This is a genomic window from Simplicispira piscis, assembly GCF_054783455.1.
Genome location: NZ_BAAGQN010000002.1, coordinates 642 through 21,353 on the forward strand (window position 1 = coordinate 642; position 20,712 = coordinate 21,353).

Sequence of the window (20,712 nt, forward strand, 5' to 3'; positions counted from 1 at the left end):
ACGAGGAAGAGCCAGGCATCCAATTCGACGCAAAGGGCCACATGCTTCAGATGTGCTGGACGGTGCGCGGGGATGAGGATTTTCGCCAGTCTCTGGATGAAATGTGCATGAACCTGAACGACCTCGCTGAGCAAGGTGCGGCCGTTGAGGTTACTTTTTACGATGTGGACTTTGACGAAGATGAGGCCGATGAGGGCTCGGAATCACGCGATGATTTCATCATGCTGTTTGTGGGGCCGACGCCTGCGGCCATCATGCAGGTACAGCGCGATCTGTTGGTGCAAGATGTGATTAACATGATGGAGCGTCATTTTGATGGCTCCGAACTGGGTGGTGTGGTGGCTGAGATCGACAAGCTGTTCAGCCAGCGCTTTGATGCCTTGGTGAATTCACTGGAGATCGGCAAGCCTCCGCGTGGCCCTGGTGGTTTCGGTGGCGGGCATGGCAGTGGAGGCGGCCGCCGTCCACGCCATCTGCATTAATGGTCGTTTGAACGAATCGCTCTGGCGCCACAGCCAGGGCGCGCAGCACACGCCATGCAGACTGAATTGATCTATTTGGGTGCATACCCTTCCTCGCTACAGGAGCAAGTTCGCGACTTGTTGCACGGGGATCGTGGTGCACTGACACCGCTGCTGATGCGCAAGTACCCGCAGCCGCACGCTGTGCGAACCGATAAGGCCTTGTACCAGTACGCCACTGAGATCAAGAACCGGCATTTGCGCAATGCCGATGTGGTGAACAAGGTGCTGTTTGACAGCAAGATCCATGTTGTGCGGCATGCGCTGGGTCTGCATACCAGTCTGTCCCGAGTGCAAGGGAGTCGGCTAGCGGCCAAACACGAAATTCGAATTGCCTCGATGTTCAAGCAGGTGCCGGACGAATTTTTACGGATGATCGTGGTGCACGAATTGGCCCACCTGCGCGAAAAGCAACACAACAAGGCGTTCTACCAGTTGTGCGAGCATATGGAGCCCGGCTACCACCAGTATGAGTTGGATGTGCGGCTGTACCTGACGCACCTGGAGTTGGATGGAGAGCGCTTATGGGACAGCACAAGCTTCTAAAAGACTTGGATTTGGTGCGAATCGCTCAATTGCAGCCATAGCGAATAGCTGCTTGCACCTACCAATGGGCGACGGAAGTGCATTTCAACTAGCTATTGGGCAGGCCCAGTTTTGTCCATTGGTAAATCGACAGTTGCACAGCAGCGTGGGGGGAGCTGTAGCCAGCGCTGTGCCGCGTTTTGCAATGGCGCGAGCGTGCCCGTAGTTAAAAGAATAATGGCATCAGCGGAGTCGGGCGTTTCGGCCGCCCGGGCCAGCATATCGGCTGCATCTAGCAAGTGTCGCGTGTGCCGTGCCACCGGCTCGCCGGTTGCAATCAGCTGGACTGATGGGCCGAGCAGGCTGCGCAAGTCGTCCTGCACGAAAACATAATGGGTGCAGCCCAGCACCAAGGTGTCTATTTCTCCAGGCTGGACCCCAAATTTGCCCATGGCATCTGTATAGCGCGCGCACAGTGCCAGGGTTTCCGTGGTGGTGAGTGTCTCGGGGATGGCCAAAGTGGTGCTGCGCTCAATGGCATGGGCCAGTCCGTCACAGGGTTGCACGATGAACTCAGCTTGGCCGTGCAACGACGCCAGCAATTTGGCAAATTTGGCACTGGTCAGTGTGCCGCGCGTGCCGATGACGCCGATGCGCCCGGTTTTGCTGGCCGCGACAGCAGGTTTGAGTGCAGGCTCTACGCCCACCACGGGTAGTGTGGGGTGGCGCGTGCGGGCCTCGTGGATGGCTGCGGCCGTGGCCGTGTTACAGGCCACCACCAGTGCCTTGATGTGGTGGTGCTGGAGCAAGTAGTCGGTGATGGTATGGGTGCGCGCGGCCACAAAGGCGTCGCCCCGCTCGCCGTAAGGGGCATTGCCGCTGTCGGCCAGGTACACAAAACGTTCGTGGGGGAGTTCTGCACGCAGCGCCTGGAGCACGCTCAGCCCACCGACGCCGCTGTCGAAAACACCGATAGGCTGCTGGGATGTGGGCATGTGCGTGTGCCTGCCAGCCGGCGTGGCTGGCAGGAGGGGAGTCGCCTTCAGGTGGCGGAAACTCCGATACCTTTGAATTCGCCCGTGGCGATGCGTTTTTGCCACTCGGCCGGGCCAGTGATGTGGGCACTGGTGCCACCCGCGTCCACGGCCACGGTGACGGGCATGTCCACCACATCAAATTCGTAGATGGCTTCCATGCCCAGGTCGGCAAAGCCCACGACCTTGGCGGTCTTGATGGCCTTGGAGACCAGGTAGGCCGCTCCTCCAACGGCCATCAGGTAGGCAGATTTGTGTTTCTTTATGGCTTCTATGGCCACCGGGCCGCGCTCGGCCTTGCCGATCATGGCGATCAGGCCGGTTGCGCTGAGCATCATTTCGGTGAAGCCGTCCATGCGTGTGGCGGTGGTGGGGCCGGCGGGGCCTACGGCCTCGTCATTGACGGGATCGACCGGGCCGACGTAATAGATGACGCGGTTGGTGAAGTCCACCGGCAGCTTTTCTCCCTTGGCCAGCATGTCCTGGATGCGCTTGTGCGCGGCATCGCGGCCGGTGAGCATTTTGCCGTTGAGCAGCAAGGTGTCTCCGGGCTTCCAGCTGGCCACCTCGGCGGGCGTGAGGGTGTCAAGCTGAACGCGCTTGCTCTTTTGCGTGTCGGGCGCCCAGTTCACGTTGGGCCACAGGTCCAGGCTCGGTGGGTCCATATAGACCGGGCCGCTGCCGTCCATCACGAAATGCGCGTGGCGCGTGGCGGCGCAGTTGGGGATCATGGCGACAGGCTTGCTGGCAGCGTGCGTGGGGTACATCTTGATCTTCACGTCCAGCACCGTGGTCAGGCCGCCCAGGCCTTGCGCGCCAATGCCTAGGGCGTTGACCTTGTTGAACAGTTCCAGGCGCAGCTCTTCTGTTTGGGTGAGTTTCTCGCCCTTGGCAGCCTTGGCCTGCAGTTCATACATGTCCAGGTCGTCCATCAGGCTTTCCTTGGCCATGAGGACGGCCTTCTCTGCGGTGCCGCCGATGCCGATGCCCAGCATGCCCGGCGGGCACCAGCCAGCGCCCATGGTGGGCACGGTCTTGAGCACCCAGTCCACCACGCTATCGGAGGGGTTGAGCATGACCATCTTGCTCTTGTTCTCCGAACCGCCGCCCTTGGCGGCCACGGTCACATCGACCGTGTTGCCCGGCACGATCTCAGTGAAGATCACTGCGGGGGTGTTGTCCTTGGTGTTCTTGCGGGCAAACAGCGGGTCGGCCACCACGCTGGCGCGCAGCGTATTGCCTTCGTGGTTGTAGCCGCGGCGCACGCCTTCGTTGATGGCATCGTCCAGGCTGCCGGTAAAGCCTTCCCAGCGCACGTCCATGCCGACCTTGAGGAACACGTTGACGATGCCGGTGTCCTGGCAGATGGGGCGGTGGCCCGTGGCGCTCATCTTGCTGTTGGTCAAAATCTGGGCCATTGCATCCTTGGCGGCGGGGCTTTGCTCGCGCTCGTAGGCACGGGCCAGATGCTGGATGTAGTCGGCCGGGTGGTAGTAGCTGATGTACTGCAGTGCGGCGGCAATGGATTCGATCAGGTCGGCTTGGCGGATAGTCGTCATGGCGTGGGGAAGAGCAGGTTACGCGAAGCCTCGAATTATCCTCTGCTGGGCTTGCGCGGATCTGTCACCGGGTATTCGGAAGGCGTATCCTGCGGGGGCCGCCACTGCACAGGAGATGCCATGTCTGACCCCAAGATGCCCCAAGCCGCCTTGCGTACCGAGTTCGACAGCTTTGGCCCCATCGAGGTGCCAACCGGGCGCCTATGGGGCGCGCAGACGCAGCGCTCTCTGGAGCATTTCGCCATTTCGGGCGAGCGCATGGCGCCTGAACTGCTGCGTGCGCTGGCCCAGGTCAAGCGCGCCTGTGCCTACGTGAACCACACATTGGGTTTGCTGGATGCTGCCAAAACCACGGCCATCGTGGCGGCGGCGGACGAGGTGATCGATGGGGGACTGGGCGACGAGTTTCCCTTGGTCGTTTGGCAGACCGGCTCAGGCACCCAGACGAACATGAACATGAACGAGGTGCTGGCCAACCGCGCCAGCGAGATGCTGGGTGGCGCCAGAGGCCCGGCGCGGCTCGTGCACCCTAACGACGAGGTGAACCGGAGCCAGTCGAGCAACGACGTTTTTCCTACGGCCATGCATGTGGCAGCGGTCGATGCGCTCACGCGCCAACTGCTGCCGACCCTGCATATGTTGCGCGCCACCCTGACTGGCAAAGCCGAGGCTTTCGCCGACGTAGTGAAAATTGGCCGCACGCATTTACAGGACGCCACGCCGCTGACCCTGGGGCAAGAGATTTCGGGCTGGGCCGCGCAGCTGCAGCATGCCGAGCAGCATGTGCGGGCTGTGTTGCCGCATTTGTACGAACTGGCGCTCGGGGGCACAGCCGTCGGCACGGGCCTGAATGCCCCGCCGGGCTATGCGCAGGCTGTGGCGCAGGACCTGGCCGACCTGACGGGCCTGCCTTTTGTCACCGCCCCCAACAAGTTCGAGGCCCTGGCCAGCTGCGACGCCCTGGTCCATGCCCACGGTGCACTCAAGGGGCTGGCTGCCAGCCTGATGAAGATCGCCAACGATGTGCGCTGGCTGGCCAGCGGGCCACGCAGCGGCCTGGGCGAGATTGCCATCCCCGAGAACGAACCGGGCTCCTCCATCATGCCTGGCAAGGTCAACCCTACGCAATGCGAGGCGTTGACCATGCTGTGCTGCCAGGTGATGGGCAACGACGTGGCCATCAACATGGGAGGGGCAGCTGGCAACTTTGAGCTGAACGTGTTCCGCCCCATGATTGCGCACAACTTTCTGCAAAGCGTGCGCCTGCTGGCCGATGGCATGCGCAGCTTCAACGCCCACTGTGCTGTGGGCATCGTACCGAACCGTGCGCGTATCACAGAACTGGTGGAACGCTCACTCATGCTGGTGACGGCGCTCAACCCGCATATTGGCTATGACAAGGCCGCGCAGATCGCCAAGGCAGCGCACCAGCAGGGGTTGAGCCTGCGCGAGGCCGCCATTGCCAGCGGCCATGTCACTGCCGAGCAGTTCGACGCCTGGGTGCAACCGGCCCGCATGGTGTAGCCCGCGCTTTGCGTGCCGCGTGTCGCCCTTGTGGCGACAGGGGCGATGGTGTGGATGGCAGGGCCGCGCTGTATACTTTAAATTCATTCAATATGAATCTTTAGCGCAAACCACCGCTTCATCACCATGAACCACGTCCATACCTCGCCCGACGCTATCTATCCCTTTGACGCACGCGGCGTTGCCAAACGATTCCGCCATGCGGCCATTTTTGGCGCGCTTGATTCCCTCAACCCCGGCGAGACCATGCGCTTCGTGAATGACCACGACCCGCTGCCTTTGTTGCAGCAACTGCAGATGCGCTATGGCGAGGCGGTGCACATTGAATACCGCCAGCGCGAGCTGGGCGCCATCGTCATTGACTTTGTGCGGCAGTAAGGCATGGCACAGGTGTGTGGGCCCTGTCTGAGCCCTCCCACTTGCATACTATAAAAAATATAGCTTATAGCGCTTTACAGATAAGCGCTAGAGCCACTTTTTATTCAATTTTTGCAGGCAAGGCCAGCACCTGCTCTGCCAGCGTGTCAATGCCGCTGGGCGACAAATCCGCCGCCTGCACGGTCTGCCGCTGCGGCCACTGGAACAAATGTGCGTTTTGCGACCGTGCGTAGAGTGGGTCGTAATGCAAGGCCATCAGTTCGGAAAACAGGGGTGCCAGTGCGCCCTCCATGGCCCAGGCTTGCCAGCGGTCGATGGTCTGCCTGCCATGCAACTCGCGCAGGGTACCCAGCTGTGTTGCCAGGGCCGCCGGGTCGTCGCCCAGGTTGGCATAGTCGCGCAGCAAAAACTCCAGGCGCACCGAGGGCGTCGCCTGGATTTCAATGCAGGGGCTAGCGCGCAGGCGCTGTACCAGCGCTTGCGGTACCGACACACGGCCGATGCGGCTGCTTTCGGCTTCCACAAAGATCGGGCGTTGCATGTCTAGCGGCTCCAGGGCCTGCGCGAGCAAGGTCTCGAACGCCGTTTGCGATGGTTGCGCCACGCCGGGCCATGCGCCCAGCACCGAGCCGCGGTGCCGGGCATAGGCCTCCAGGTCCAACATCTGCGCGCCGCGTGCGGCCAGGGCCTGCAGCACCCGCGTCTTGGCGCTGCCGGTGGGACCGCACAGCACGCGCAGTGGCAGTTGGGGTGCCAGGGCGTCAATGCGGTCGATCACATGGCGCCGCCAGGATTTGTAGCCCCCGGCCAGTTGCTGCGCATCCCAGCCCACCATGCGCAGCCAGGTCACCATCGAGCCGCTGCGCATGCCGCCGCGCCAGCAGTACACCAACGGCTTCCAGGCAGCGGACTTGTCGGCAAACTGCTCGCGCAGGTGGCGCGCCAGGTTGGCCGCAACCATAGCACCGCCCACACGCCGTGCCTCGAAGGCGCCTTGCTGTTTGTACAGCGTGCCCACGATGCGCCGCTCCTCGTCATCGAGCACCGGGCAATTGATGGCGCCGGGCAAGTGGTCCAGCGCGTATTCGGCCGGAGAGCGGGCGTCAATCAGTGCGTCGAACGCATGTCGGTCTTGCACGCGCGCAGGGCTGCGGTGGCTCATGGGAAAACTCCAGTGGAGAAGGGCAAGACCGTGGCATGGCTGGCACAATGACCATTACCATGAATGACTTCTCACCCGTGATCGAGGAAACCGTCAAGCTCACCCAGTTCGCCCACGGCGGAGGGTGTGGCTGCAAAATTGCGCCGGGCTTGCTGCGTGAGATTTTGGCACGCGCACCGCAGGGCCTGGTGCCGCCCGAACTGCTGGTAGGCACCGAGACCAGTGACGACGCCGCTGTATACCGCCTGAACGACCAGCAAGCACTGGTGGCAACCACGGATTTTTTTACACCCATTGTTGATGACCCGTATGACTTTGGCCGCATTGCCGCGACCAATGCGCTGTCCGACATCTACGCCATGGGTGCCACGCCCATCCTCGCACTGGCGCTTGTGGGCATGCCCATCGCCAAGCTGGCGCCCGAGATCATAGGCCGCGTACTCGAAGGCGGCGCCGCCGTATGCCGCGAGGCCGGTATCCCCATCGCAGGGGGACACAGCATCGACGTGCTTGAACCCATCTACGGCCTGGTCGCCCTGGGCCTGGTGCACCCGCAGCGCGTACTCCGCAATGCCGCTGCACGGGATGGCGATGTGCTGGTGCTGGGCAAGCCCCTGGGGGTGGGCGTGCTTTCTGCTGCCTTGAAAAAAGGAGTGCTGGACGCTGAGGGCTATGCCGAAATGCTGTGCCACACCACCCAGCTCAACCGTGTGGGCGTGGTACTGGCGCAGATTGACGGTGTGCATGCCATGACCGATGTGACCGGCTTTGGCCTGGCGGGGCATCTGCTGGAGATCTGCCGAGGTTCGCAGTTGTCTGCTCACATCGATTTGGCGAGCCTGCCGCTGATTGCCAGTGCTGTGGCTTGGGCCAAAGACGGCCTTGCCACGGGTGCATCGGGCCGCAACTGGGCCGCCTACGGTGCCGAGGTGCATTGGCCTGAGACTGCGCACGAATGGCAGCGCACCCTGCTCACCGATCCGCAAACCAGCGGCGGCCTGTTAGTGGGCTGCGCGCCGGGCGCTGTGGATGCAGTGCTGCGCGCTTTTCATGGCGATGGTTTCGCGCAAGCGGCCATCGTGGGGCGCATGCAGTTTGATATGGCGGGGCAGGGGCCACGGCTGCATTGCACCTAAAGCTGCAGGTTATTGTGCTGGGGCTGGCACATCCATCATGCGCGCCACGTAGCGTGCGATCAGATCGATTTCCAGGTTCACCTTGGAGCCAGTGCGCAGGTGGCCCAGCGCCGTGTTCTGCACGGTGTGCGGGATCAGGTTGATGCTGGCCTCGCAGCCACCGGCAAGGTCGGCGATGCGGTTCACGGTCAGGCTTACGCCGTTGATGGTGATCGAACCCTTGTAGGCCAGGTAGCGTGCAAGGTCACGCGGGGCCAGCACGCGCAGTTCCCAGCTCTCGCCCACCTGGGCGAAGTGCGTGACCTTGCCGATGCCGTCCACATGGCCCGAGACCATGTGCCCGCCCAGCCGGTCGTTGGCGCGCAGGGCCTTTTCCAGGTTGATGGGGCCGGGGGTGTCTAGCCCGGTGGTCTTGAGCAGAGACTCGGCCGAGATGTCGATGGTGAACTGCGGCGCGGCCGCGTCCATGCTGGTGACCGTCATGCAGGCGCCATTGAGCGCAATGCTGTCGCCCAAACCGACATCGTCCAGATAGCCCGCAGGAGGGGTGATGACCAGGCGTTTGCCATGCGCGGCCGTATCGCCAAGGGGTTGCACGGCAGCAATCTGCCCCATGCCGGTGATGATTCCTGTAAACATGGCGTGGATTGTGGCAGGGTTTGGGCCCAGGCCGCGTCGCACGCGGGCCTTAGAATTGGTCGTGCCCTTGCACCCGGGCGAGCACGCGCAGATCGGGGCCCACCTGTTCGATGCTATGAAAATCCAGTGCCAGCCCCTGCGCAAGGTCATTGAGCGGCGCTAGGTCGGCCATGCCCCGGCCCGGGCCCAGTAGGCGGGGGGCCAGATAGAGCAGCAACTCATCCACCAGCCCCGCACGCAGCAAGGCACCGTTCAGGCGGTGCCCCGCCTCGACATGCAGCTCGTTGATGCCGCGCTGGGCCAGGCTGTGCAGCAGGGCGGGCAAGTCCACCTGGCCGCCTGCACCGGGCAATTGCACTACTGTGGCGTCACGGGCCTCCAAAGCCGCTTTGCGGGTTGCAAAGTAAGTATCAAAATTGCCTGCAGCGTATATGGTGCAAGCGCGACCAGCTATGAAAAGTGAAGCATCTAGCGGCGTTTGTAAACGGCTGTCCACCACCACCACCTGGGGCTGGCGCGGTGTGGCAAGTTCGCGCACGTCCATGCGCGGGTTGTCTGCCAGCACGGTGCCAATGCCCGTCAGCACCGCACAGGCGCGCGCTCGCCAGGCATGGCCGTCGGCCCGGGCCGCGGGCGATGTAATCCACTGGCTGGCACCGTTGTGCAGCGCCGTGGTCCCATCGAGCGAAGCTGCCACCTTGAGCCGCACCCAGGGCGTGCCACGCACCATGCGGCTGAAAAATCCAATGTTCAGCTCCCGTGATGCAGTAGCACCCGGCCCCACCTCCACGGTCACTCCGGCTGCGCGCAGCCGGGCAAAGCCCTGGCCTGCGACCAGGGGGTTAGGGTCTTCAAGCGATGCCACCACCTTGCCAATGCCAGCAGCGACAAGCGCGTCGCAACACGGTCCCGTGCGCCCCTGGTGGGCGCAGGGCTCAAGCGTCACATAAGCGATGGCGCCACGCACATCCTGTCCGGCCGCCGCAGCGTCGCGCAGTGCCATCACTTCGGCATGCGGCCCCCCCGCTTGCTGCGTGAACCCTTGGCCCAGCACCCGGCCATCAGGCGCGGTGATGACGCATCCCACGCGGGGATTGGGGCTGGAAAGAAAAAGCGCCTGGGCGGCGAGCCCAAGCGCTTGGTCGATAGGGTGGGGCGCAGTGGTTGTCATGGCGCCCGGGATGGTAACGCAGACTTTACTTGCCCCAGCAATCAGCGACGGTCGCTCCTTGAGTGAGCGGTGATGCATCGCGTACGCCAGCCTGGGTAAGCGTGTAATTGCCGCATTTGTCGCCCACTTGCGCACCCTTGGGGGTCGCGGTGAGAATGAATGTGCTGCCATTTGCCGAGACAATGGTGATGTCGTAACGGTCTGATGGAATCTTTTTCAGCGCTGCAGGAAAAGCTGCTGCGAGGGGGTACGTGCCCGTGGCCGTCGCAGCACGCTCCAGCCACTGCGCTGCTTGCAGCAATCCTGCACGCGCCTCTGCACGATGTCCGCGTCGGATGTACTCGTTGTAACTGGGCACGGCAATGGCGGTGAGGATACCGATGATGGCCACCACGATCATCACCTCGATCAGGGTGAAGCCCTTTTGTCGCTTAGAGATATTTTTGTTCATTTCTTGTCCCTGATGGTCTTACATATCACTGGATCTGGCGCCAGCTGGGGCGCAAGGATTCTTCGGGCATGGCGGCAAGATTCTCTTTATTGTTTTTTGCATCAATGTCTACATTCTCGAACCTGTCTTTCTTGATGATGCTGTGTGGGCCCTTGGCTACCTTCGTGCGGGAGACGCCCTTGTCGCCGACCGAGTTGTAAGAGCCGTCACCATCCATGTCCACGATTTGTACGGTGGGTTTTTTGCCGTCCATGATGTTGACAAAAGTACGGTATTGGCGCTCTCCATCCACCGAGCTCGAATCGCAGCTTTCCACATTAGGGTCAACGTTGGAGCCCTTGGCGGGTACCTGAGACCACACCGTCAGTAGATTGCTGGCATCGTAGAACTCCATAGGTTTGAGCAGGCGCTCGCCCACGGCAGGCAGATCAAGGTACCAACCGTTGAAGTCTTTCCAGTTTGTCAGCTCCAGGTTGGTCACGGTATCGACGGTTGCGTAGTCGCCGCCGCTGAGTTCGGTGAATTTTTGCTGCGCCAGCTTGGCAGTTAACACTCCCGTGCCCAAGGCTGCGGGTGCGGGTACGCAATCGGCGCCACTGGGGCAAGTTCCGCCACCGGGGTGTACCTCCAGGCGCTTGCCCAGTGCCGATGTGACCTCGCGGTAGCGTGTATTGTCCAGCACCGAATACAGCGTCTGTACATCCAGGCTGGTGGGGTCGTCCTTGGTCACGTTACGGCCGGTACCAAAGGCCACCATCATGCCGCCCACCTGCACGGTTTTGGCCGTTGGCCCGCTGCCCACTTCCATCTTGCGATCGTTGGCCCGCACGGTGGGGGGCACTGAAATGGGCTGGATTTTGGGTCGTGTGACCCCATTGAGCGCCACCGGGCCCCGGGTTGTGAACAGCGCATTGCCACCAAAGGCGACCTTCCAGTCGCCCGGGGTGGCGCTGGTGAGGTCGAACTTCCACAGGTTGCCCAGGTTGTCGCCCGCATACACCACGTCGGCGCTGCCGTCGCCGTTAAGGTCGACCAGGCGCGGGGCTGCCAGCCCGTTGTCATTGGCGTTGCCTGTGCCGGCCGCTTCATTGGTGACGGGGATGCGCAGCAACTCCTTGGCGCCGTCCAGGTACTGAACGAGCAGCACCGGGCGCTGGTTGGTGCTGTTGTATCCATTGCCCAGCACAACTGCCCAGCGGTTGTTGTTCATGCGTGCAATTTGGGTGCTGCGCATGGCGTCGTTGTCGTCGCGCACGGGCTTGGCGATGATGTAGCCAATATCCTTGTCTTCTTCCACCACCTTGAGGCAGTTTGTTTTTTCCGTGCCGGTCATTGCGCCGCAGTTGGGTGCAGGTTCCGAGGTGCCCCGGGTGCGGTCGAACTTGACCAGTTGCGATGCATTGGCTTCTGCAAAACCAAGGGTGCCATCCAGAAGTGTGGCCGCAGTGGGGTTGGTCACATCCAGCGCAAAATAACCCTTACCCCCCAGGCCTAGCGTGCCCACCAGCATGGTACGCCAAAGGGGGCTATAAGTACCGTAGTTGGGGTCGGCGGGGTCTTGCATGCCACCATTCATGTCCACATCGCCGGTCATGGGCGAGCCATCAACAAAGTATTTGTGCTTGTTGTTGTATAGCGGATCAGTCAGCAGTGTGAGTCTGGGGATCATGCCCTGGGGGACATAGGCGATTTTTTCTTCGCCATCGGCCGCGCCAAAACCGTGCAACATGCCGTCGTTTCCGCCCACATAAAGCATGGCCGGACGCGATTTTCTGTCGCGTACAAAGTTTGCATAGCCCTTGAGCAACGAGTTGCCGGCCGGTGCGCCAGTGTACCACACGTCGGAGTTGATGATGTCGCCCTGGCGGCTCTGGCGTTCACGGTAGGGTTTGGCCAGTGTGTAGCCGGTTGCCTCAGATCCTTCCAGGCTGCGGTCGCCGCGAATGAAGTTCAGCCGCTGCTGGCCTTTGGTGGCACCTTCATCGGTACCGCCTACATTCTTTTGCAGCCAGAGCTTTTGTGCCGTGCTAAGGTTGCTTTCGTCCGACGCCCACTTGAAGGTCACGCCGCCCTGGTCTTTGGTGCCGTCCCATTTGTTGCTCCAGCCCAGCACCAGGCGCCCGGTCACACTGCCGAGGGCGTCTAGCTTGTCAGCGGTGTTTTTGCCGGCCCATCCCGGGTCAGGCATCGTTGTACCGTCGGATTTCACCTTATCAGCCGTGATGGACCCCTTCCAGGCCTTGTTGGGCTCATAGGACGCGGTGTATTTGCCTACATCGCTGCGTGATACGTTGGAGCCACTGGTGGCACTAGCGCTCAAGTCCGGGTCAGTGGCGGTGCTGATTTGCCCCACGATTTCGCGGAAAGCCTTTTCGAGGTCTTGACCCTGGGTGACCGCATAAAAACGTCCACGCCCATTGAGGGCGGCGTGCCACAGATCCAGAGCACGGACGTCTTCTCCTCCTCCAGTAGGTGGATTGGCCATGTTGGGCCAAGCACGGTTTCCAGTGACGAGATCTGGAAAACTACCCTTGTAGCTGAACGGCACACGCTCGGCAGCCGGTGGCGCGATGATGGTAGGCGCACCTGGCCAGGTGGTGGCATCGTTGCTGAAGCCAATGGTGTAAGTCACCATGTGCGCCCAGGTGGCGGGGTTGTAGCGGGGGTTCCAGTAGCGATCGAGAATAGCTGGTGTGGTGGGCGTTCCGAAATCCTCGGTCGCTGGGGCCTTGATGTAGTCGGCTGCTGGCAGCATGGTGCCAGTCAAACCGGTGGTCTGCATCGGTTCTGCCCAGCTTTTGAAGGCCCAATCCGCCAAGGTGTTACTCCAGGCATCCCGGTAAAGCGCGGTCTTCTTTCGTTCAGCAGCGGTGGTGCCGCCGTACACCATACCGTCAGGCAAGGCTTTGTTGGTGGCGTTGTCCTGTGCGCCGCCGGTGAAAGGAGTGCCGTTCCAGCGCCCGTCAGACATGGCGATATGGTAGGTGCGCCTGCAACCCAGGTAGGGTGCGCCAGTAGTGCCGGGGTCGCTGGCCCAGGCGCTGCTCGTGCCCAGGGGTTGGCGCATGTAGGCATCGGCCTGGCTGAACATCAGGTGCGAGGGGGTGCCGTTGCTGGCCTTCAGACTGGTGACGAAATTCAAGAAGTTCGTGCGATGGGTACCTTCCAGCACACGCATCGAGTTGGTCTTCATGCTTGCGTTGTTGACACTTTTGGCGTCGGGCGCGCCGCCGTTGTTCCACATGGTCTGCCATGAGAGGCGAATTTTTTTGTCGGGCACCAGGCTGGCGTCGTATTTCGGATGGGTCGGGTCAAAAATCGACTTGAGCGCGTATTTCAGGATATTGATGCGCTTGGCGTTGTTGGGCCAGGAGCCATCAGCGTTGGGGGCGACGATTGTGGAGCTGCCAGTGCTTGAGTTCGTCACTTGCCAATCCATACTGCCCGAATCGTCCACCGAGATGATGACGTTAGGCCGTACATAAGGCTCTACCGTGCCCGGTGGCGACTCGGCCAGATCCAGCGCCCAGGCGCTGTAGGGGGCGAGCGCGGCGCTGGCGGCCAGCGCGATCAGGTGTTTGCGAAAACGGGGTGCAGCGGTGCGGGGCATGGCGTGCTCCTTGGGTCAAAGAGTTATGGGGTAATACGGTATGAAGGCTTATGCAATAAGCGCTGAATGCTATGGTTTTGTGTTTTTTCAGTCTTTGCGCATCTGGCGAGCATAAGTTTGCTGCAGCACGGCCATGGTGCCGGGCTTGCGGCCAAAGGCCAGGGCGGTGATGCGGTACACCACATTGGGTGCGAGGTTCAAGCGCAGCAGATTGTCATTGCCGACTCCTGCGGGTTTAACGATCACGCCACTGTTCTTGCTGCTCTCGTCATAAGGTAAGACCTCGATCCAGTACCAGCCGCCCTGGTTGTCGGGTGTGGTGTTATCCCATTGCAGCAGGGGGTTGGCGGGGCTGCTGGCGTCGCCTCGGGCGGCCCCGGAATATTGGCCGTAACGCGCCCCGATGCCGGGTTTGGTCATGTCTTCAAGTTTGACTTCTCCGGGCTGCAGGTTAGTAGGCGCCGGGTTGGTGGTGCTGGTGTATTTCCAGAAGTCTTGCCGACCCGTGCGCTTGGCGCACAGGCCGGTGCGGCACTTGGTGGGTTGAGTGTCCAGATCGGCCAGCAGGGGGGTGACCTCTGAGGTGCTCAGAGGAATCAAGGCGGCACCGCTCACCTTGTCACGGCAAGCGGCAGCGGCGCAGATGCTGCCATCGGGGTTTTCCCGCCGGATGTCGAGCTCGGCGTCCTGCAGCAGGGTTTGGGCCGCTTCAAAGGCGCGCTGGTAGTCAGCATCGTTGCCCACCACCATTTCGTTGAAGAGCGAGGTGCGCGAAGCCCACAGTGCCAGCAGCATGGACAGCATGACGAACACGATCACGACAAATAGCGCCACACCCTGCTGCCGTGGGCGCAGGCGCTGGTGGAGGGGAAGGGGCATGCTTTGCATGGTAGATTTTCTCGTCAAGGGTTAGAGGACAGCGCTCAATCCCTGGCTGCGCAGTTGAAAGACGTTGCGGAACGGGACATGCATGCGCTTGGCGCGCGTGCCGGTGAGGCTGCTCATGTCTACTTTAGTGACGCCGTCGCAGTCGGTGTAGTTGCTACCTGTAGGTAAATCAATGGCTTCGTTGCCGTAAAGCACCAGGCAAACCTCAACACCTTGTACCCGTGCCCAGTTCTTGAGGTCTGCGTTGACGGCGTCTGCATCCACGGATTTGATGGTCGGTATGCCTGGAGTCGTGGTGTTGTCCTGCAACAGGTAGCGCACCTGAAAGTTGGCCACGTTTTGCAGGATGGGTTGTGCCCCCGCACTGTTGCCATTGCATTGCAGCGTGTTGGTGGCGGTGTCCAAGGAAAAAATGCTGTCTGCCCGAGTATCGGGACTGGTATCAGCAGGCCCCCCCAGGCAGTTGCGTGAAAATGCTTGTTCAGAGGCGCTGGTGAACACAGGCTCGGTATAGCGGCTGTAGCCCACGGTAAAAGTCACCGGTGAGGCTGTGCCCCCAATATCCGTTACAACCGCAGTGGGTGGATTGGCTTCGAATGCTACGGGCACCATGTAAAGCGCTTCGGTGACGGTGGTTCCGGGATCAAGGTTGAGGCGCAGCGCACCAGCCTGGCGCAGTTGTTGGCCGATGACGCGCATGGCATAGGCGGCTTGTTGCTGGATGGCGCTGGCGTCGCTGACCGTTCCCGAGACACCGCGCGAGACCATGAGTGCACCCATGGCTACGGCGACGACGAGTAGGCCAATGGCGATGCCTACCATCAGTTCGATCAGAGTGACACCTCGTTGAGTGCGTGGATGTACTCCCATGGATGGTTGCTGTTTTTGGCCTCTAATATTTGATGGGTAAGCGCGAGCAGCTATGATTTTTGAGAGCATGTCAGACCCCTGGGCAGTAGTACGTGGCGGTGCCGCCGCCGGGGGCGTAAGGCGCGCATCGACCGGCGACGGGTATGTATTGCAGGTGGCAAATGTGATCTGCAGGGCAGGCGAGGGCGGCGCCTGCGCTCAAGGTGCCGTCGTTGGCGCGAACCTTGGTGGCATCGATGTCGTTTTTATAGGCTGCACTGTTATCTTTTTCGTTTTCGCGCCAGGCGATCATCACACCTAGCTGGCGACCTTGACCTGCTGGGACAGCGCCTTCGGCTGGAGGAATAAAAATGCTGGCTTGGCTCAGAGGGAGGGTGTCCTTGACGGTTTTTTTCCAGACAGCCAGGTCATAGGTAGCCAATTGCGTGTGGTCACAGCCGGTGGCGCAACTGCCGACTGTCGGCTCGGCGCTGAATGCGGTGACGTAGGTGTTGAGATCGGCCAATGCATTGGGGTTGACCTTCATGCGCTCGCCCAAGTCTTCAATCAGGCGGATTGCTTGCGCACGACGCACTGTCGTCGATGTGTCGGCTAGCGTACGCATCTGTACACCCAGGATGCCGAGGATGCCCAGGGCGGTGATGACAATCGCCACCAGGGATTCGATCAATGCGATGCCGCGCTGGTGCTTGTTTTTGGGAAGTGTCGTAGTCATGGGTTTCAGCCGGTACATGGGATGGCCTCTGGGAGAATGATGCGAATGCGCCCGCCCGAGCTCATGCAGACGCCGCGTGCGCCGGGGTGGGTGGTGGGTTTTTCTAAAGGCACCAGGCTGAAGCCCAGCCAGTCGCCGTCGACCAGGCCCCAGCGGTTGAGTTTGATGCTCTTTCCGCCGCTGGTGCGGGTGACCTGCACTCTGGCGGGGGCGTCAATGCGCTGCAATACCGGCTCGGTGGCGTTGCACGCACCGTTGCCATTGGTGTCTTGGCAGACGATCCAGCCGCAGTCCCAGTCGCTGTTGTCGGTAGCGCTGGTGCAGCCGTTGGTGTTGTTGGGGATTTTTTGAATGGCGACCCGTCCGCCGAGTTTGATGGCCTCTGAGCGGGCGTAGTGAAGGGTGGATTGCAATTGTTCGGTGGCCTGGCGCACACGCCAGCTTTCGATCAGGGGGGTGAAACTGGGGGCGGCCAAAGCCATGAGCAGGGCCACGATGGATACCGTCACCATCAGTTCGATGGCGGTAAAGCCCTGCTGTGCCGGCAGCAGGGCCGGTAGCATGGATGAAGGGCGAAACGGGTGGGCCATGGTGGTCAGGCGTGTGTGGTGGCTGTGTTTCAGGGGCAGGTATCGCTGCCCTTGATGCGAACGATGCGCCCCCCCATGCCTGTGCATAGCTTGGCAGCACTGGAGTCGGCAAGGGTTTTGTCCTTGGGCATCAATTCAAACAGCATTGGGGTGGGTGTGGTGGCGCCGCCGGTATGGGACAACATGCCCCAGCGGTCCACGGTGATGCTTGCGGTGCTGCTGGGCAGGTTGATTTGCAGGCGCGTGGGGGCGGGGGTGGTCTGCAGGTCGCACTCGTTGGGGGTGTTGGCTACCACGCAGGCGTCCTGGCTGCCATTGCCGTTGACGTCGAAGAAGATGCGCCAGCCGCAGCCCCATTGCGTATCGGCGGTGGCGGTGGTGCAGTCCGCAGTGTTTGGGTTTTTAGCAATGATGACGTTACCGCCACGCTTGATCGCTTCGGAGCGGGCGTAGTACAGGCTAGATGTGAGGGTTTCGGCGGTATCGCGCACACGCCAGCGTTCAATCAGCGGGGTGAAACTGGGGGCGGCCAGGGCAATCAAAATAGCCATGATGGCCACCACGATCATCAGTTCGATCATGGTGAAGCCCTGATTCGCCTGTCGCATGCCCGGCTCGCTGCGGGCGAGGGGCGCGCAGAATGGTGTCGTTGTTTGCATGCTAGCCATGCTAGAGGCCTGGGTTGGGCCGCGCCATGTCCTTTGGGACGAATGGCAGCAATGCAGGGATGAGCGGTGGCTATTTCCGCGTATATCCCCGGCAGGCGCCCGCGTTGTGCATGCCTTTGCATTCGCGGTACATGCGGCGGTCGCGCTCTGCAGTGGTTTCTTCGGAGCTGCTGCGCTGGTAGGTGATTTTGGTCACGCCTTTCTTTTTGGCGCTGTCGTGGGTGCTGGATGCCGATCGCTTGGCGTTGGCGAGGTCCGGGCTGGCGAGCAGGGTCAATGCCAGGCAGGCGGCCAGCAGTGTCGTGATGGGTGTCCTGGCGCGGTGGTGGACGGAGGGGGAACGTTGCATGGTGCGGTCTTTCTGGTTTTGCGCGTTGATCCTGCCATGCCCAGGGGCGGCTTTGTATGCGCGAAATCCCGCAGAACCGGGGCCATGTACAATTGAGGGGTTTTGCATGGTGCAAGACGCACGCCGGTGGCCCTTCCAGCTTCCGGCGCAAGTAAAACCAGTGCCCGCAGTGCTTCATGAGCGGCTGTAGGCCATATTCAGGAAAAATTCGAATGATCGCATCTTCAATCAAGGCCGAAGTTGTCAAGGCCAACGCCCGTGCTGCCAACGATACCGGTAGCCCGGAAGTGCAGGTGGCTTTGCTCACGGCACGCATCAATGAACTGATGCCCCACTTCAAACAGCACGCCAAGGATCACCATGGTCGCCGCGGTTTGCTGCGCATGGTGAGCCGCCGCCGCAAGCTGCTGGACTACCTCAAGGCCAAGGATGGCGAGCGTTACACCGCGCTGATTGCCAAGCTGGGTCTGCGCAAATAAACGCTGTTTGCATGCAAAAACGCCTGGGTTAGCGCGCTAGCTCAGGCGTTTTTTACTTTGCCGGTGTGCCAAACAGATCGAAGCTGTGTCATTCCACTGAACTCCGCGTGCGGTTTCAATGGAATGGCATCGACATCTAAATCGGCCTCTGGCGCTTTCTGGTAGTGCGCTGCCAGCTATTAAAATAGGAGCAATTATGAGCATTTTCAATAAAGTGACCAAGTCTTTCCAGTGGGGCGACAAGACTGTCGTCATGGAAACGGGCGAATTCGCACGCCAGGCCTCGGGCGCTGTGCTGGTGAACATTGACGATACCGTGGTGCTGGCCACCGTGGTGGCGTCCAAGGGCGCCAAGCCCGGCCAGGATTTCTTCCCGCTGACGGTGGACTACATTGAGAAGACGTACGCTGCGGGCAAGATCCCCGGCAGCTTCTTCAAGCGCGAAGCCAAGCCCAGCGAGCATGAAACGCTGACCAGCCGCCTGATCGACCGCCCGATCCGTCCGCTGTTCCCCGAAGGTTTCTTCAACGAAGTGCATGTGGTGATCCACACCGTTTCTTTGAATCCTGAAGTAGACGCCGACATCGCAGCGCTGATTGCATCGAGCGCCGCGCTGGCCATCTCGGGTATCCCGTTCAGTGGCCCCATTGGTGCAGCGCGCGTGGGCTACATCAACGGCGAATACGTGCTCAATCCCGGTCAGACGGCGCGTAAGAACAGCCAGATGGACCTGGTGGTGGCGGGTACCGAAGCGGCCGTGCTGATGGTTGAGTCCGAAGCGCAGCAACTGTCCGAAGACGTGATGCTGGGCGCCGTGGTGTTTGGTCACGAAGCAGGCAAGGTCGCGATCAACGCCATCCATGAACTGGTGCGCGATGCCGGCAAGCCCGTGTGGGACTGGCAGGCTCCTGCCAAGGACGAAGGTCTGATTGCCAAAGTGGGTGCATTGGCCGAAGAAAAGCTGCGCGCTGCTTACCAGATCCGCAACAAGCAGGCCCGTACGCACGCTTGCCGCGAAGCCTATGCCGTGGTGATGGCCGACCTGAAAGAGGCCGGTGTCGTGTTCGACGCGGTCAAGGTCGAAGGCATGCTGTTCGACATTGAAGCGCGTATCGTGCGCAGCCAGATTCTGGCGGGCGAGCCCCGCATTGATGGCCGTGACACGCGCACTGTGCGTCCCATTGAGATCCGCAATTCGGTTCTGCCCCGCACCCATGGCTCCGCCTTGTTCACGCGCGGCGAAACGCAGGCGCTGGTCGTGACCACGCTGGGCACCGAGCGCGATGCACAGCGCATCGACGCGCTGGCGGGCGAGTATGAAGACCGCTTCATGATGCACTACAACATGCCTCCCTTTGCCACCGGCGAAGTGGGCCGCATGGGTTCGACCAAGCGCCGCGAAATCGGCCACGGTCGCTTGGCCAAGCGTGCGTTGATTGCCGTTTTGCCCAGCAAGGAAGAGTTTCCCTACACCATGCGTGTGGTGTCCGAGATCACTGAATCGAACGGTTCGTCGTCGATGGCTTCGGTCTGCGGTGGCTGCCTGTCGATGATGGACGCTGGCGTGCCCATGAAGGCACACGTGGCCGGTATTGCCATGGGCCTGATCAAGGAAGACAACCGTTTTGCCGTGCTGACCGATATCCTGGGCGATGAAGACCACCTGGGTGACATGGACTTCAAGGTGGCAGGCACCACCAACGGCATCACCGCGCTGCAGATGGATATCAAGATCCAGGGCATCACCAAGGAAATCATGCAGGTCGCATTGGCCCAGGCCAAGGAAGCCCGCATGCACATTCTGGGCAAGATGCAGGAGGCCATGGGCGAAGCCAAGACCGAAGTGTCGAACTTCGCTCCCAAGCTGTACACCATGAAGATCAATCCCGAAAAGATCCGCGATGTGATCGGCAAGGGTGGCGCGGTCATTCGTGCGCTCACTGAAGAAACCGGCTGCCAGATCAATATCGAGGAAGACGGCACCATCACCATTGCGGCAACCGACAACGCCAAGGCTGACGAAGCCAAGCGCCGCATTGAGCAGATCACGGCGGAAGTCGAAATCGGCAAGGTGTACGAAGGCCCGGTCACCAAGATCCTGGACTTCGGCGCGCTGATCAACCTGTTGCCCGGCAAGGATGGTTTGCTGCATATCAGCCAGATCGCCCATGAGCGCGTGGAGAAGGTCAGCGACTACCTGCAGGAGGGCCAGATCGTGAAGGTCAAGGTCTTGGAGACCGACGAAAAGGGCCGCATCAAGCTGTCCATGAAGGCTCTGTCTGATCGTCCTGCCCATGGTGGAAGCGATCGTCCTGCACCCGCCGAGCGCCGCGAACCCCGTGAGCACCGCGAAACGGCGGCCGGTGAACAGCAGCAACAGCAGGCCTTGCCCCTGGATGGGCAGGTGCAGGCCAACGGCTGATCTTTGAATGCTATTTGTTTT

General features: G+C 61.2%; 20 protein-coding genes. 7 read left to right on the forward strand and 13 right to left on the reverse strand.

Annotated features, from left to right (window positions below):
• Window positions 1-482 (forward strand): DUF6806 family protein (locus ACYVOC_RS00935; protein WP_461160568.1); only part of this gene is annotated, 482 nt, incomplete at its 5' end.
• Window positions 483-536: 54 nt separating this feature from the next.
• Window positions 537-1,067, forward strand: coding sequence for a M48 metallopeptidase family protein (locus ACYVOC_RS00940; RefSeq protein WP_461160569.1), 531 nt, complete (start codon window positions 537-539; stop codon window positions 1,065-1,067).
• Between the two features lie 92 nt (window positions 1,068-1,159).
• Here ACYVOC_RS00940 and murI read toward each other — a convergent pair whose 3' ends face one another.
• Complete coding sequence (gene murI, locus ACYVOC_RS00945; protein WP_461160570.1) at window positions 1,160-2,041, reverse strand: glutamate racemase; 882 nt, start codon at window positions 2,039-2,041, stop codon at window positions 1,160-1,162.
• Between the two features lie 47 nt (window positions 2,042-2,088).
• Window positions 2,089-3,639, reverse strand: coding sequence for a fumarate hydratase (locus ACYVOC_RS00950; protein ID WP_461160571.1), 1,551 nt, complete (start codon window positions 3,637-3,639; stop codon window positions 2,089-2,091).
• A gap of 120 nt (window positions 3,640-3,759) precedes the next feature.
• Here ACYVOC_RS00950 and fumC point away from each other — a divergent pair, with 120 nt between their 5' ends.
• Together fumC and ACYVOC_RS00960 are read left to right on the forward strand one after the other, a co-directional pair.
• A complete protein-coding gene (gene fumC / locus ACYVOC_RS00955) occupies window positions 3,760-5,163 on the forward strand; it encodes a class II fumarate hydratase (RefSeq protein WP_461160572.1) in 1,404 nt (467 codons plus the stop codon).
• 126 nt (window positions 5,164-5,289) lie between these two features.
• On the forward strand, window positions 5,290-5,541 hold the full coding sequence (locus ACYVOC_RS00960) for a DUF2249 domain-containing protein (RefSeq protein WP_461160573.1): 252 nt from the start codon (window positions 5,290-5,292) through the stop codon (window positions 5,539-5,541).
• A gap of 100 nt (window positions 5,542-5,641) precedes the next feature.
• Here the strand turns inward: ACYVOC_RS00960 and mnmH are convergent, their stop codons facing one another.
• A complete protein-coding gene (gene mnmH / locus ACYVOC_RS00965) occupies window positions 5,642-6,703 on the reverse strand; it encodes a tRNA 2-selenouridine(34) synthase MnmH (RefSeq protein ID WP_461160574.1) in 1,062 nt (353 codons plus the stop codon).
• Between the two features lie 59 nt (window positions 6,704-6,762).
• Here mnmH and selD point away from each other — a divergent pair, with 59 nt between their 5' ends.
• Window positions 6,763-7,839, forward strand: a complete 1,077-nt coding sequence (selD, locus tag ACYVOC_RS00970) for a selenide, water dikinase SelD (RefSeq protein WP_461160575.1) — start codon at window positions 6,763-6,765, stop codon at window positions 7,837-7,839.
• 9 nt (window positions 7,840-7,848) lie between these two features.
• On the opposite strand, the gene ACYVOC_RS00975 is transcribed toward selD, so the two are convergent.
• From ACYVOC_RS00975 to ACYVOC_RS01020, 10 genes are all read right to left on the reverse strand, one after another.
• The gene (locus ACYVOC_RS00975; protein ID WP_461160576.1) at window positions 7,849-8,478 is read right to left on the reverse strand and encodes a riboflavin synthase; all 630 of its coding nucleotides are present in this window, start codon (window positions 8,476-8,478) and stop codon (window positions 7,849-7,851) included.
• Window positions 8,479-8,527: 49 nt separating this feature from the next.
• Window positions 8,528-9,649 carry a bifunctional diaminohydroxyphosphoribosylaminopyrimidine deaminase/5-amino-6-(5-phosphoribosylamino)uracil reductase RibD gene (ribD, locus tag ACYVOC_RS00980; protein WP_461160577.1) on the reverse strand — a complete coding sequence of 374 codons (1,122 nt, stop codon included), beginning with the start codon at window positions 9,647-9,649 and terminating at the stop codon, window positions 8,528-8,530.
• Window positions 9,650-9,674: 25 nt separating this feature from the next.
• Window positions 9,675-10,100 carry a type IV pilin protein gene (locus ACYVOC_RS00985; protein ID WP_461160578.1) on the reverse strand — a complete coding sequence of 142 codons (426 nt, stop codon included), beginning with the start codon at window positions 10,098-10,100 and terminating at the stop codon, window positions 9,675-9,677.
• Window positions 10,101-10,125: 25 nt separating this feature from the next.
• Window positions 10,126-13,710, reverse strand: a complete 3,585-nt coding sequence (locus tag ACYVOC_RS00990; protein ID WP_461160579.1) for a pilus assembly protein — start codon at window positions 13,708-13,710, stop codon at window positions 10,126-10,128.
• Between the two features lie 87 nt (window positions 13,711-13,797).
• Window positions 13,798-14,598: a pilus assembly PilX family protein gene (locus tag ACYVOC_RS00995; protein WP_461160580.1), complete on the reverse strand. Its 801-nt coding sequence runs from the start codon at window positions 14,596-14,598 to the stop codon at window positions 13,798-13,800.
• A 21-nt stretch (window positions 14,599-14,619) separates the two neighbouring features.
• A complete protein-coding gene (locus tag ACYVOC_RS01000) occupies window positions 14,620-15,468 on the reverse strand; it encodes a PilW family protein (RefSeq protein ID WP_461160581.1) in 849 nt (282 codons plus the stop codon).
• A 70-nt stretch (window positions 15,469-15,538) separates the two neighbouring features.
• Complete coding sequence (gene pilV / locus ACYVOC_RS01005) at window positions 15,539-16,183, reverse strand: type IV pilus modification protein PilV (protein ID WP_461160601.1); 645 nt, start codon at window positions 16,181-16,183, stop codon at window positions 15,539-15,541.
• Between the two features lie 5 nt (window positions 16,184-16,188).
• Window positions 16,189-16,773 carry a GspH/FimT family pseudopilin gene (locus ACYVOC_RS01010; RefSeq protein WP_461160582.1) on the reverse strand — a complete coding sequence of 195 codons (585 nt, stop codon included), beginning with the start codon at window positions 16,771-16,773 and terminating at the stop codon, window positions 16,189-16,191.
• 29 nt (window positions 16,774-16,802) lie between these two features.
• Window positions 16,803-17,441, reverse strand: coding sequence for a GspH/FimT family pseudopilin (locus ACYVOC_RS01015; RefSeq protein ID WP_461160583.1), 639 nt, complete (start codon window positions 17,439-17,441; stop codon window positions 16,803-16,805).
• 70 nt (window positions 17,442-17,511) lie between these two features.
• A complete protein-coding gene (locus ACYVOC_RS01020; protein WP_116006072.1) occupies window positions 17,512-17,790 on the reverse strand; it encodes a hypothetical protein in 279 nt (92 codons plus the stop codon).
• Window positions 17,791-18,002: 212 nt separating this feature from the next.
• On the opposite strand from ACYVOC_RS01020, the gene rpsO reads away from it, so the two are divergent.
• Together rpsO and pnp are read left to right on the forward strand one after the other, a co-directional pair.
• On the forward strand, window positions 18,003-18,269 hold the full coding sequence (gene rpsO / locus ACYVOC_RS01025; RefSeq protein WP_116004224.1) for a 30S ribosomal protein S15: 267 nt from the start codon (window positions 18,003-18,005) through the stop codon (window positions 18,267-18,269).
• 196 nt (window positions 18,270-18,465) lie between these two features.
• Entirely contained in the window at window positions 18,466-20,691 is a 2,226-nt protein-coding gene (gene pnp, locus ACYVOC_RS01030) for a polyribonucleotide nucleotidyltransferase (RefSeq protein ID WP_116004223.1), read from the forward strand.
• Window positions 20,692-20,712: the final 21 nt, after the last annotated feature.